Below are 12,885 nucleotides of genomic sequence, written 5' to 3'. Positions count from 1 at the left end.
GGCACTCGGTCCGGCCGGGGCCGATCGGTAAGGTGGGTGGCGGACCTTCCCGTGGCGGGAAGGCATGCGGTGGTGGGGCCCACCGCCCCGTCGCACCTCGCGGCGGGCAACCGCGGTCTACGGCCGCCAACGGTCCCTACCAGGGTCGATGTCGTGCTGCTGGTAGGAGGATCGCGTGGATGACCCCAGGCTGAAGCGTCCTGTCGACGCCGATGTCGATCTGCGTGTCGCCGCCCACAGGGCCGAGTTGCGCCTGGCGCCGTGGTCGACGCCGGCGGTGATCGCGCTCGGCGGCGCGCTGGGCGTGCTGGCCCGCTACGGGCTGGGTGTGCTCTTCCCCCACCCGCCCGCGGGGTTCCCATGGGTCACGCTCGCCGTCAACACCGTCGGCAGCCTGCTGATCGGCGTGCTCATGACGGCCATCACCGAGGTCTGGTCGGCGCCGGGTTGGGTGCGGCCGCTGCTGGGCGTGGGCGTGCTCGGCGGGTTCACCACGTTCTCCACCTACGTGCTCGACATCGGCCACATGCTGGTCGGCGGACAGGCGCACCTCGCACTGGCGTACCTGGCCGCGACCCCGGTCGCGGCGTTGGCCGCCGTCTGGGCCGGCACCGCCGCCACCCGGGCGCCGGCCCGCCGCCGAGGCGAAAGGAGCACCTTGTGAAGCTGGAAGGGGCCGCGCTGCGGCTGACCGCTTTCGTCGGAGACACCGACACCTGGCACCGTAGACCGCTCTACCAGGAGATCGTCCGCCGGGCGCACGCGGCCGGACTGGCCGGGGCGAGCGTGTTCCGCGGCATCGAAGGCTATGGGGCCTCCAGCCACATTCACACCACCCGCATCCTGTCCCTGTCGGACGATCTGCCGATAGCGGTCGTCATCATCGACTCCGCCGAGCGCGTCCGGGCGTTCCTCCCGCAACTCGACGAGCTGATCGACGAGGGGCTGGTGATCCTGGACGAGGTCGAGGTGATCCGCTACGTCGGCCGCGGTGCCGCCGGCGGTGCCGGATGACCGGCACACTCTCCGGCCCCCTGGCCGCACTGCTGGTCGCCGCCGGCGGCGCGGTCGGCGCGCCGCTGCGCTACCTGACCGACCGTTTCATCCAGGCCCGCCACGACACCCTGTTCCCTTGGGGAACCTTCACCGTGAACCTGCTCGGCTCCGCCCTGCTGGGTTTCCTGGCCGCGCTGCCGGTCGGCGAGGTGATGTCGCTCGCCCTCGGGGCCGGGTTCTGCGGGGCGCTGACCACATATTCCACCTTCAGCTACGAGACACTGCGCCTGGTCCAGGACGGCGCACGCTTCGTCGCCGCGGCCAACGTGGTCGCCAGTGTGGCCGGTGGGCTGGGCGCGGGTGTGTGCGGGTTCCTCCTGGCCCGCGCGGTCACCGGCTGACACCCGCTGGCAGCCGTACCGCCGCCGCCACGGTGACTCGTAGTCGGATCGGCCGTCGTACGGCTATCCGTTCACAGCTCGCACGATAGGTGACAATTCCGCGGCCGAAGCGGCGGCGTCATGGCGTGAGGCCGTGCACCTGCCGTGAGGGCAGCGCGAACTGCATGGTTGCTACGGCAATCAGTGTGCCCTCGGTGTCAAAAACTCGTGCGTTCGCGACCGCCATCCGGCGCCCGAGCTTCGCCAGCTCGATGACCACTTCCAGGATGCCCGGTTGCGCGGCATCGAGCAGGTTGATGCTGCCGTGCGTTAGCACCCCGGTCAACACCCTGCCTGCATAGGCGTTTACGGCCAGGAAAGCCGAGAGGTCGACGGCCTTGAAGATCGTCGGCCCGGAGAGTGTCCCTCCCGGCCTGCATTCAAGGCCCTCCGGTCCCGCCATGACCACGACACGGTGCAAGGACACTTCTTTGACGCGCAGGCCGGAGCCCGGAAGAAACTCATCGAGGAGCGTCTGCAACTCGTCCACCGACAGCCGGGGCTTCAGAACATCCTTAAGCAACGGCTGGGTCGCGATCATTGTCTCTCCTCGACGGGAACCACGTGCCTCACGTGCTCCCAGGGATAAGTGGGTAGTGATGCGACCGCACGCGCCGCGGGAGCCTCCGCCCACGGCAGTTCTTCCGACTCGTCGAGGCGCCGCACCCTGGCATGCTCGGTGCCGTGTGCCAGTGCTTCACGCGCATCGGCCAAGGTCGGCGCGTCGACCCATACGGTGGCGCGATGACGGGAACGGCCGTGGGTGGCGGTGTAGGCGAACGCGGGATAGCCGGATTCGCCGAGCTCGGCGAGACAGTCGCGGTAGCGGTTCACGAGTTCGGCGACCACGGCCGGGGTGCGCCCGGAAATCATGAAACCGGGCACGGCCCCACTGAGACGCGGTGGCGCCGGAGCGGCCGAGAGCACGGCATAGGCGTTGGTCCCGCTCATCCCGTAGGAGGACACGGAAACACGGTCCCCTTCCCACGGCTGGGCCTGCTTCGGAACGGCAACGGCGGTGCCGGTGAGATCGATGTGGGGATTCAGCGTGTCGAACCGGGCCTGGGGCGGGACGACCTTCTGTTCGAGGCAGAGCAGAGCCTTGATCAACCCGAGAATGCCGGCCGCTGATTCGGTGTGTCCGATGTTCGCCTTGACTGAGCCGACATAGAGTGGCCGCTCGCTCGGGCGCGGTCGCAGCCCGGCCGTGATCGCCCGCATTTCGACGGGGTCGCCGACGGGTGTGCCCGTGCCGTGTGCCTCGTGGTAGCCGATGTCCTCACCGGCGAGACCGGTCTTGCCGAGAAGCGAGCGGATGAGCCTGACCTGGGATTCGACGTTGGGCGATGTGAACGTCGCAGAACGCCCGTCCTGGTTGATCGCCGTGCCGTCGATCACCGCGCGCACACGATCACGGTCGCGCAGCGCGTTTTCCAGCCGTTTGAGAATGACCGCTCCGCATGCTTCGCCGCGCACAAACCCGTTGGCCGCCGCGTCGAACGGCCGGGAGGTGCCATCCGGTGACAGCGCCCCCGTACGCCCCACCTCCCGGGTGGTGCGAGGCGACAGGATCAGGTTGACACCGGCGGCGACGGCCGCGTCGCACTCCCCGGCGGCCAGCGCGCGGCAAGCATTGTGCACCGCGACGAGCGACGAGGAACAGGCCGTGTCCAAGGCGAATGTCGGTCCCTGCAGGCCGAGGGCGTGCGCCAAACGTCCCGCCGCGAAGCTGTGACCGTTTCCGATCGTCCAGTACGAATTCGGCTCGCCCGACAGCCAGTGCCGATAGTCCTGGCCTGTGATCCCCACGAACACACCGGTCGACTCAGCCACACGATTCGGCCGGATCGCGGCGTCCTCGAACGCCTCCCAGGCCACCTCCAGGAGAATGCGGTGCTGCGGATCTACGGTGCGCGCCTCACGGGGCGACATGCCGAAGAAGCGCGCATCGAAGTCGAAGGGCCGACGCAGATATCCCGCATGAGTGATCACGTCACACCATTCGCTCCCGAAGGCCGCGCGCCGGTCTTCGGGCAGCTCACCGGTGAGATCGCGGGCCTGCATGAGTGCCGACCAGTAGGACGAGGTGTCCGTGACACCGCCCGGCGCCCGTATCCCCACCCCCACCACGGCGATCGGCATCGCTACACCACCCGATGCAGCCATTGGCGTGTATCGGGAACCTTGCCGTACTGGAGACCCAGGATGTGTTCGCGGATAGCCAGGGTGGTCGTTCCCGGCCGCCCGTCGCCGACAGTGTGTTCATAGCCGTCGCCCTTGAAATGGAGGACGGGTGTGACCACCGCTGCCGTGCCGACGGCGAAGATCTCGGTGATCGACCCGTCGTCGCACCCCGCACGAAGTTGATCGAGCCGGAGCTGCCGTTCCACCGGCTTCAGGTTGTGCTCGGCTGCAAGGTGCAGGACGCTGTCCCTGATGACACCTTCGAGAATCGTGCCGAGCCCTGGCGTCACCAGTTCACGGTCCGCCGTGACGAGGAAGAGGTTCATCGTTCCCGACTCCTCCAGCACTCGCTGCTCGTCCCCGCTGAGATAGAGCACCTGGTCGCAGCCGTTCTCCGTGGCCTCCACCTGCGCCGCGAGGCTGGCGGCGTAATTGCCGCCGCATTTGGCCGCGCCGGTGCCGCCCTTGGCCGCGCGCGTGTAGTTCTCGCTGACCCACAGCGTGACTCCCGCCACCCCCGAGGAGAAATACGACGCCGCCGGCGTCGCAATGACGCCGTAGAAGACCCTGGCCGCGGGACGCACACCGAGAAACGCCTCCGAGCCGAACATGAACGGCCGCACGTAGAGGCTCTTCTCGCCGTCCCCCGACGGCACCCACGCGCAGTCCGCGCTCACGAGAGCCTTGACACTGTCGACGAAGTGTTTTTCGTCGAGAACCGGAAGCGCCAGCCGCCGCGCCGAGCGCGCGAAACGACGTGCGTTGAGCTCCGGCCGGAAAAGCCAGATGCTCCCGTCATCGTGACGAAACGCCTTCAGCCCCTCGAAGATCTCCTGCGCGTAATGCAGCACCGCGGCGGCCGGATGAAGGTGGAGCGGTTCCAGGGCGGCCACCTTGAGTTCGTGCCACCCCGCCTCCGGCGTCCATACCGCGGAGGCCATGTGGTCGGTGAAGTGCCGGCCGAACCCCGGATCGGCGAGTATCTTCTGGCGCTCGCCGTCGTCCAGGGGGCGACTTGTGCGGTGGATCAGGAATTCGACGTTCATACACGCCTCTCATGCTTGCCGGGCTAGCCCAGGGAGCTGAATATCGCCACACAGTTCTGTCCGCCGAACCCGAATGCGTTGGCCATGGCGACGCGCACCGGAACCGGCCGGGCGGCATCAGGCACGTAGTCGAGATCACATTCGGGATCCGGTGCGTTCAGGTTGATCGTCGGTGGCACGATACAGTCCCGGATCGCGAGCGCACACACCATTGCGCCAAGCGCGCCCGCGGCTCCGATCAAGTGTCCGACCATCGATTTGGGACTACTGACCGGGATCCGGTCGGCCGCACCGCCCAGCGCAGCGCGAATGGCCCTCGTCTCGGTTCGGTCGTTGGCCGCGGTCGAGGTTCCGTGAGCGCAGATGTAGTCGATATCGGAGAGGCTCACGCCGGCGCGCCCGACCGCCTGGCTGATCGCCTCGGTCGCATACCTGCCCTGCGGATCAGGGGCGCTGATGTGAAAGGCATCACAGGTCAGAGCCCCGCCCTCGACCGTGGCGTACGGCACGGCCCCGCGCTGGACGGCGTGCTCGGCCGACTCGACAACCATGATCACGGCTCCCTCCCCGAAAACGAACCCATCCCGGTCCGCAGAGAAAGGGCGGCTCGCACCTGTGGGATCGTCGTTGCGCTCCGACAGCGCCCCCATCGCGGCCAGCCCGGCGAACATCGTCGGCGTGATCGCGGCATCGGTCCCCCCGCAGACGACGACGTCTGCCTCCCCGGCGAGGATCATCCGCCGCGCATCGAGCAGGGCGTACAGGCCGCTCGCGCACGCGAGTGCACTCGCGTTGACCGGGCCGTGCACACCAAGGTCGATGGCGATCTCGCACGCCGGCATGTTCGTCAGCGATGAGGGGACGAAGTAGCTGTTCGGCGTGACCGGATCGGGAACGGACACGAGTCCGCGGGTGGCCTTCTCGACCATGTCGAAACCCGCCACGGCGGCATTCACCACCACGCCGATCCGCGTAGCGTTTCCCGTGTCTATTTCAAGCTTGGAGTCGGCAACCGCTTCTCGCGCAGCCGCGATCGCGAACTGTGAGAAGCGGGCGGTGCGCCGAACCCGCTTGGCTTCCAAGTAGGCGGAGGGATTGAATCCCTTGACCTCCGCCGCGATTCTCGTCGGCAATCCGTCCGTGTCGAACGTGGTGACCGGGCCGACTCCGGATCGTCCGGCGAGGAGATTCCTCCACGTCGTCTCCCTACCTATGCCGACGGGAGTGATCGCGCCTATCCCACTGATCACCACTGCACGTCCGTCACCCATGGACAGCCTTCTCTCGCACATCGTCGGGATCCGGTGTGCCGAGCCCGGCTGCGGCGGCGAACCCCTCGGCGAAGGCCCGTACCGCATCGAGCCCGTCGGCGTCCCTGGCTCCACCGGCGGTTTGGTAGCGCACACCAGCGCGCTCGGCGAGCGCGGGGACGGCCTTGTCCGCCACCTGCCCGGCGGCAATGACGACGACGTGCGCTTCGATGAGCCGGTCGGCGCCGGCGGCATCGGTGATGTGCACCCCGTCGGGAGTGATCTGCCGGTATGTCACACCCTGCAAGACTCGCGTTCCTTGCCGCCGCAGTTCCGCCAGCACCGCCCAGCGTGTCGATTTGCCTGTTCGTCCGGCGAGACGAGAACCGCGCTGCAGGATCGTGACCTCGGCATTCGCGGTGACCAGCACGGGCCCGGGCTCAAGGCCATGCTCGCGCCGGAACCGCTCGTGGTCGTTCAGCGGGCTCTCCCCACGGCCTGCCAGGTGCGCGAGATCGATCGCGATGCCGCCGCCACCGATGATGACGACCCTGCCTTTCAACACGCCATCGCCGAACGCCTCGGGATAGGAGAACACGTTCGGCAACCCGGCCCCTGGGATGCTCAACGTGTGGGGACGGACACCGCTGGCGACGATGACCCGGTCGTAGGACCGCAGCAGTCCGAGGTCGTTCTCGCCGATGGCGCGGTTGAGGTGTACGCGCACGCCCAGTCGGGCGAGTTCAGCGGTGAAATAGCCGATTGTGTCACGATAGTTGGACTTGCCAGGCACCTTGCAGGCCATACGGAACTGCCCGCCAAGGCCGTCCAACGCCTCGTACAGCTCAACGCTGTGCCCCAGCAGGGCCGCCTGCCGCGCCGCCTGCAGACCAGCGGGCCCGCCACCGATGATCGCGACGCGCAGCGACCGGACGGGGCGCACCGGAGCAGTGCCCAGCTCCCGTCCCGCCCTCGGATTCACCATGCACGACACATCGCGGTGGTCCAGTGAGCGGTCGATGCACGCCTGGTTGCAGGCTACGCAGATGTTGACCGGACGACCGCGCAGCGTGTTGTCGATCAGCTTGGCGTCGGCGAGAAACGGACGCGCCATGGAGACGAAGTCGACGGAGGGACCCGCGAGAATCGATGCGGCAAGCTCGACACGGTCCACGCGGTTGCCGGCGATCACCGGCAGGCCTCCTGCCGCCGCCTTCAGCCGCGCGGCGAACGGTATCCACAGCCCCGGGGGCACGATCGCCTGCACGCTGGGCACTGGGGACTCATGCCAGCCGATGCCGACGTTGAGCGCGTCCGCTCCCGCGGCGACCAGCGCGCGGGTGAAGGAGAAGACGTTGGCCGGCCGTGTGCCGCCGTCCATGAGGTCGAGACCGGAGAAGCGGACAATGATCGGGAACGACGGTCCGACCGCCTCGCGAACCGCCCGTGTGACCTCGGCACCGAATCGCCCTCGGCGCTCCGCGTCGCCACCCCACTCGTCGTCGCGAAGGTTGGTCTTCGGGGAGAGGAACTGGTCGATCAGATACCCTTCCGACCCCATGATCTCCACCGCGTCGAACCCGAGTTCGCGCGCGTGCGCCGCGCCGCGCGCGAACTCATCGACAGAGGCGCGAACCTGAGCCTCAGTCAACGCGAGCGGCTCGCAGCGGGAGAACCGGCTGTAGACCGCCGACGGCGCCACAGGTCGCAGCCCTGCGGGCACGGCGTAGCGTCCTGCGTGGAACAACTGCAGGGCGATCAGTCCACCCGCGTCGTGCACTTCCTTGACGACCCGGCTCAGACGAGCGTGGAAACCGGCTTCGCCAAGCACGCCGTACGTCGGACCGCCCACCCCGACGGCGCTAACGGCCGCACCGCCGGTGACCATCAGCCCCGCACCGCCCCTGACCCGTTCGGTGTAGAAGGCCGCTAACGCGGCGCCGCCGTCGTCGCGTGTCTCAAGGCCGAGGTGCATCGCCCCCATGATGACGCGGTGCGGAAGGGCCAGTCGTCCGATCCGCCCGCCGGCGAAGACATGTCTGAGGTCAGTCATTCCAGGCCAGCGGTGGTGTCAGATCCTCGGCGAACGGCGGCGCGACCACCGAGAGGCCGCCGTCGACCGTAATCGTCTGTCCTGTGATGTACGTCGAGGCGGACGACAGCAGGAACGCGACGCAGTCCGCGACCTCCTGCACGGTGCCCATGCGCGCCATCGGGATCTTGGGAAGCACCCGGGAGAGCGGCGCCATGCCTTCGACGTTGTAGAAGTAATCCGAGGAATCGGATTCAATGATGCCGCCGCTGACGGCGTTGACGTTGATCCCCCGTGGCGCGAACTCGACGGCCATGTATCGCACCCATGTTTCGATCGCCGCTTTGGCGCTGCCGAGATTGGCGTAGGTGGGATAGGCCCGGCTGCTGCCGTAGCTGGACAGCGCAACGATCCGCCCGCCGTCCATCATGAGGCGAAGGGCGTGCTGCGCGCCCAGGACGAAGGCCCGGATATTCATGGCGTACGAGCGGTCGAGATGATGCCGCTTGAGCTCGGAGATGTTCTTGAAAGAGCTGGCCGCGGCATTGCTGATGAAAAAGTCGAGCCTGCCGAAGGAGGTGCGCACCGCGTCGAAGAGCTGGTCGATCTGCTCTGGTTCCTCCACGTCCGCGCCGACGGCAATCGCCGTACCGCCCGCCTTCTCGATCTCCTTGCATGTCTGTTCGGCGAGGCCGGCGTTCTTCTTGTAATTGACGACTATCGAGGCGCCATGGCCTGCGAGAGCGAGCGCCAGTGCCCGTCCGATGCCACGGGAGCTTCCCGTGATCAGGGCGATCTTGCCCTGGAAATCGTCCCGGTGGTCGCTCATCGCACCGTCCCCAGTAGTTCTCGCGCGATCACGGCCTTCTGGATCTCGTTGGTCCCTTCCTCGAACCGCTGCGCCCGTGCGTCCCGGTAGATCCGTTCAATGGGGCTCGACTCCCAGTAGCCGATGCCTCCGTGCACCTGCAGTGCTTTGTCGGTGACCCGGGTGAGCATGTCCACCGCGGTCAGCTTGGCCATTGACGACAATGCGCCAGCGTGCGGGTCGCCCTGCTCCCACTGGCCGGCGGCGTACAGCGCGAGCCTCCGGGCGGCCTCGATGTCGGCGGCGTTCTCGGCCAGCGCGAACGCGACCGCCTGCCGAGAGCTGAGCGGCTTGCCAAAGGTGCGACGGCTACGTGCGTGCTCCATCGCGAGTTCCTGCGCCCGTCGGGCCAGGCCGACGCATGTCATCGCCACCGAGATCCGACTGGGTGTGAGGAATCCGCCGAACGCGACGTCCAGGCCGTCGCCTTCCTCTCCGAGCCGGTGGGCGACAGGTACCGGAGTACGGTCGAAGACCAACGTGGCGTGATCCGTTCCGCGTACCCCCATCGTGTCCGGCATGGCTTCCACGGTGACCCCGGACGCGTTGCGGTCCACCATCAGTGCGACCGTGCCGTTCTTACCACTGGTGCCCTCAAGCCGCGCGAACAGCAGCCAATAGTCGCAACTAACACCGAAGGTAATCAGATGCTTCTCGCCGGACAGGTAGTAGAAGTCGCCCCCTCGAACCACGCTGCTGCGGAGGTCGGCACCGCTGCCGGCAGCCGATTCCGTCAGCGTGAACGCGACCCGAATGCCACCTGCGATCTGCGGCAGGACGAACTTCTTGCGCTGGTCCTCGTTGGCGAACCGGTCCAGGGCACGCCAAACGCCGTTGCACACATGCACGATCATCCGCACGGACGCGTGGGACATCGAGATCAGTTCGAGTAGCTCGAGGTACCGGGAGAACGGGACACCGCGGCCACCGTACTCCTCGGGAGCGACGAGCCGGAGGTAGCCGCGCTCGTTGAGGTCCTCCCACAACCGCGGGGGCACGGCACGATCACGCTCGATCTCAGCCGCGTACTGCTCACCAGGTCCGCGAACGAACGCCTCGACTTCCTCGCGCAGTTCGTGAAATCGCGTCTCGTCGGCCCACGCCACCGATTCACACGTCACCGATTCACCTCACCCTCGATCAGCCGCTTGACATGCTCGCGAAGCAGGTACTTCTGCACCTTGCCCGCCGGATTCCGGGGCAGCTCGTCAATGAGTTCCAGCCTTTCCGGCCAGTACTGCTTCGCCACCCGCCGAGCGTCTAGAAAGCGCCTTACCGCGGCGAAGTCGAGGTCGCCGTCGGCCACCACGTAGGCGCAGGCCCGTTCGCCGAGCCGTTCATCAGGCATCGCGACGATCGCGACGTCCCTGATCGCCGGATGGCCGTGCAGCAGTTGCTCGATCTCCACGACTGGCACTTTCTCGCCGCCACGGTTGATCACATCCTTGACCCGGCCAGTGATCCGGACGTAGCCGGCCCGGTCGATCACCGCGAGATCGCCGCTGCGATACCACCCATCGGGCGTCATCGCGGCCGCCGTCAACTCCTGCTGGTCGAGGTAGCCCTCAAAGAGACATGCGCTGGCAACCTCGAAGTTGCCCTCCTGGCCCAGTCCCAGCACGTTGCCCACATCGTCGGTCACTCTGATGCGCACTCCGGTGAGGGCTCGACCGTCCGTGCCCCATACCAGGGCCGATTCATCGCCAGGTGCGGACAAGGTGCCCAGACCCGTCTCCGTCGTCCCCCACGCTCCGCACACCGCCGCGCCGAGCACGCCGGTCGCCCGCTCCGCGAGAGGGCGCGGCACAGCCGTGCCGGTCACCACAAAGATCCGTAGAGCGTCCGGCCGCTGTCCTGTCCCCTCGACTGCACGAAGCAAGTCCATGAGGAAGGGGGTCGCCGCTTGTGTGAAGGTGCACCCCCAGCGGCGCAGGGCCGAAAGCGCCGCCCGCCCCTCCCATACAGGCTGGACGACCTGCGGCACGCCCAAGGCCAATGCCAGCCACATGCCGTACAGGAAGCCTGTCTGGTGAGCCATCGGAGACGGGATGAAGATCCGGTCCTCGCGGGTGAGGCCCAGATGCCGGACCTCCATCATGGCGGCCCTCGTCAGCGCCTCCATTCGATGCAGCACGCCTTTGGGTTCACCGGAGGTTCCCGAGGTGAACAGCAGCTGCACCACCTCGGCAGTGTGCGGTCTGCGCGCATTGATGGTGACCTGGTCGGGTTTCTGCCTGGCCATCTCCGCTTCGAAGCGGTGCCACCTGATCCCGTCGCCCCCGGGCAGCGGCCGATCGTCGCCCACGACGACGACGTGCTCGAGACTCGGCGCACGCAGCCCGGCGATCTCAGCCGGGTAGTCACGGCCGCGGAACCTGCCGGGCACCAGGAGAACTCTCGCCTGGGAGCGACCAAGGACGAAGGCCATCTCACGCTCACGAAAGATCGGCATGAGCGGGCAGCAGACTGCTCCGATGCGAGCGGTGGCCAGGGACAGGACGGTGAACTCGACCCAGTTCGGCAACTGCCAGGCCACCGGCTCACCTGCGGCGACACCGAGCCCGATCAGCATCGACGCGGCGGCGTCCGCGCGTTCGTCGAGCTCGCGCCAGGTGATGGCACGCTCCGCGCGTCCCTCTGAGGCGATCTCCACCATCGCGGTGTCGTGCGGCCGCAGCTTCGCCCAACGTCGAACCAACGCATCGATCGCTGTGTCGGCGGATACGGGGGAACGCGTACTCGGTGGCCGAGGCCGTGCCGTACGCACCGGTTCCTGCACCGCCATGGGGATGCCGATCGCATTCATGTCGATGAGGAATTTCGGATAGGAGATCTGGTACGCCTTCGGATAGGTCAGTCTGCTCTCGCCGTCGGCCTGTGACGCGGCGACGGCGAGCGCCATAAGCACCCGGTGGTCGTTGAAAGAGGAGAGATCCGCTGAGGTGAAGGCGCTGACGCCATGGCACACCAACTGCTCACCGTGCAATCGCAACCGCGCCCCTAGGCGGTTGAGCTGCATCATCGCGGTGACCCTGTCGGACTCCTTGAGCCGAACGTGCGCGACGTTGTCCAGGATGGACGTGCCGTCGGCACGCCCGGCGAGCACGCTCAGGATGGGAAGCATGTCGGGGACCGCCCGGCAGTCAATCGAAACTGGCGCAAGCCGCAACCCATCATGACGCACCCGCACGAAGCCGGTCCCGGGGTCCACGTGCAGCGGTAGGCCCATCCGGGAAAGGATGTCCAGCAGATCCGCCTCAGGGTGGTCGGTCTCGGCCGCGTGCGCCGTCGACAACCCCCGGAACAGCACGTCGGACGGCTGCAGCGCGGTGGCCGCGAGCCCGAACGCGGCTGAGCCGATATCCGGTGGAAGGTACACCTCGGCCGGGTGGGGCCGCTGGTCCGGCTCGACGGCGAACGTTCTGCCGTCATCACCCACGTCGATCGTCAAGCCGAAGCGCCTCATCATCCTGATGGTCAGGTCCACGTAGGATCGCTCGTTGAACGGACCTGTGACCTCGATGAGGCTTGGTCCCGTCGCGAAGGGCGCCAGGAGCAGCAGCCCTGAGATCCACTGCGAGAGCACGCCCGGTATGCTCACCCGCCCTCCGGACGGCCGGCTCGGGGTGACCGAGATCGGAGGGCTCCCGGTCGGCGCGTGGAGTTCCACGCCCAGCGCCGCGACCGCCTCCAGCAGCGGCTTGATCGGCCGACGCTGGAAGTACTTCTGCCCTGTGATCGTGACCGGCATCGCTGCCAAGGTCGCCAACGGGGTGAGGAAGTAAAGCGTTGTGCCGGAACTTCCCACCGACACCTGTCCGGTTCTCGGGCGGTACGGGCCGCCCTCAACGACGAAGGCGTCGCCGTCGACATGGATCGCCGTACCGAGCTGCCGTAACGCCCGGATCGTGTGCCGCACATGCCCGGCCTCGGACAGCCCGTGGATCCGGCTGGTCCCCGGCGCCAGTGAGGCGAGGATCAAGGCGCGATGCGCGTGGTACTTCGAGCGTGGGATCTCCAGTTCACCGGTGAGCGGGCCGGCCGGCCCCTTGACCAGGAGACGCACCCC

At 67.6% G+C, this 12,885-nt stretch carries 11 protein-coding genes; 3 read left to right on the top strand and 8 right to left on the bottom strand.

Features of this window, described 5'->3' with window-relative positions:
- Positions 1–175 precede the first annotated feature (175 nt).
- The 3 genes from BLQ73_RS21065 to crcB are packed head-to-tail and all read left to right on the top strand — an operon-like array spanning position 176 to position 1,397.
- Positions 176–664 (top strand): FluC/FEX family fluoride channel, encoded by a 489-nt coding sequence (locus BLQ73_RS21065; RefSeq protein WP_245691231.1) that lies wholly within the window; start codon positions 176–178, stop codon positions 662–664.
- On the top strand, positions 661–1,014 hold the full coding sequence (locus BLQ73_RS21060; RefSeq protein WP_093172497.1) for a DUF190 domain-containing protein: 354 nt from the start codon (positions 661–663) through the stop codon (positions 1,012–1,014). Before BLQ73_RS21065 ends, BLQ73_RS21060 begins: the two co-directional genes overlap by 4 nt.
- Positions 1,011–1,397 carry a fluoride efflux transporter CrcB gene (gene crcB, locus BLQ73_RS21055; RefSeq protein WP_420820025.1) on the top strand — a complete coding sequence of 129 codons (387 nt, stop codon included), beginning with the start codon at positions 1,011–1,013 and terminating at the stop codon, positions 1,395–1,397. The genes BLQ73_RS21060 and crcB overlap by 4 nt, the downstream gene beginning before the upstream one ends.
- A gap of 118 nt (positions 1,398–1,515) precedes the next feature.
- Here the strand turns inward: crcB and BLQ73_RS21050 are convergent, their stop codons facing one another.
- Genes BLQ73_RS21050 through aroA form a run of 8 tightly spaced genes read right to left on the bottom strand, consistent with a single transcriptional unit; the run spans position 1,516 to position 12,882 of the window.
- Positions 1,516–1,977, bottom strand: a complete 462-nt coding sequence (locus BLQ73_RS21050; protein ID WP_093172495.1) for a PaaI family thioesterase — start codon at positions 1,975–1,977, stop codon at positions 1,516–1,518.
- Entirely contained in the window at positions 1,974–3,578 is a 1,605-nt protein-coding gene (locus tag BLQ73_RS21045) for a beta-ketoacyl synthase N-terminal-like domain-containing protein (RefSeq protein ID WP_093172493.1), read from the bottom strand. Before BLQ73_RS21045 ends, BLQ73_RS21050 begins: the two co-directional genes overlap by 4 nt.
- A gap of 2 nt (positions 3,579–3,580) precedes the next feature.
- Complete coding sequence (locus BLQ73_RS21040; RefSeq protein ID WP_093172491.1) at positions 3,581–4,666, bottom strand: branched-chain amino acid aminotransferase; 1,086 nt, start codon at positions 4,664–4,666, stop codon at positions 3,581–3,583.
- A 23-nt stretch (positions 4,667–4,689) separates the two neighbouring features.
- Positions 4,690–5,937, bottom strand: coding sequence for a beta-ketoacyl-ACP synthase II (gene fabF / locus BLQ73_RS21035; RefSeq protein ID WP_176955576.1), 1,248 nt, complete (start codon positions 5,935–5,937; stop codon positions 4,690–4,692).
- A complete protein-coding gene (locus BLQ73_RS21030; protein WP_093172489.1) occupies positions 5,930–7,969 on the bottom strand; it encodes an oxidoreductase in 2,040 nt (679 codons plus the stop codon). The genes fabF and BLQ73_RS21030 overlap by 8 nt, the downstream gene beginning before the upstream one ends.
- On the bottom strand, positions 7,962–8,777 hold the full coding sequence (locus BLQ73_RS21025; RefSeq protein WP_093172487.1) for an SDR family oxidoreductase: 816 nt from the start codon (positions 8,775–8,777) through the stop codon (positions 7,962–7,964). The genes BLQ73_RS21030 and BLQ73_RS21025 overlap by 8 nt, the downstream gene beginning before the upstream one ends.
- Complete coding sequence (locus tag BLQ73_RS21020; RefSeq protein ID WP_093172485.1) at positions 8,774–9,937, bottom strand: acyl-CoA dehydrogenase family protein; 1,164 nt, start codon at positions 9,935–9,937, stop codon at positions 8,774–8,776. The genes BLQ73_RS21025 and BLQ73_RS21020 overlap by 4 nt, the downstream gene beginning before the upstream one ends.
- Positions 9,934–12,882, bottom strand: coding sequence for a 3-phosphoshikimate 1-carboxyvinyltransferase (gene aroA, locus BLQ73_RS21015; RefSeq protein WP_093172483.1), 2,949 nt, complete (start codon positions 12,880–12,882; stop codon positions 9,934–9,936). Before aroA ends, BLQ73_RS21020 begins: the two co-directional genes overlap by 4 nt.
- Positions 12,883–12,885: the final 3 nt, after the last annotated feature.

This window comes from Sinosporangium album (genome assembly GCF_900100605.1).
Taxonomy (GTDB): Bacteria; Actinomycetota; Actinomycetes; order Streptosporangiales; family Streptosporangiaceae; genus Sinosporangium; species Sinosporangium album.
The sequence above is the reverse complement of the archived record's forward strand: the minus strand, read 5'-3'. Positions and strand labels throughout refer to the sequence as shown.

Coding starts and splice junctions, on each gene's coding strand:
- crcB (WP_420820025.1), top strand. CDS start 1,011: ATGACCGGCACACTCTCCGGCCCCCTGGCCGCACTGCTGGTCGCCGCC.
- BLQ73_RS21025 (WP_093172487.1), bottom strand. CDS start 8,777: ATGAGCGACCACCGGGACGATTTCCAGGGCAAGATCGCCCTGATCACG.
- BLQ73_RS21045 (WP_093172493.1), bottom strand. CDS start 3,578: ATGCCGATCGCCGTGGTGGGGGTGGGGATACGGGCGCCGGGCGGTGTC.
- BLQ73_RS21040 (WP_093172491.1), bottom strand. CDS start 4,666: ATGAACGTCGAATTCCTGATCCACCGCACAAGTCGCCCCCTGGACGAC.
- fabF (WP_176955576.1), bottom strand. CDS start 5,937: ATGGGTGACGGACGTGCAGTGGTGATCAGTGGGATAGGCGCGATCACT.
- BLQ73_RS21050 (WP_093172495.1), bottom strand. CDS start 1,977: ATGATCGCGACCCAGCCGTTGCTTAAGGATGTTCTGAAGCCCCGGCTG.
- BLQ73_RS21030 (WP_093172489.1), bottom strand. CDS start 7,969: ATGACTGACCTCAGACATGTCTTCGCCGGCGGGCGGATCGGACGACTG.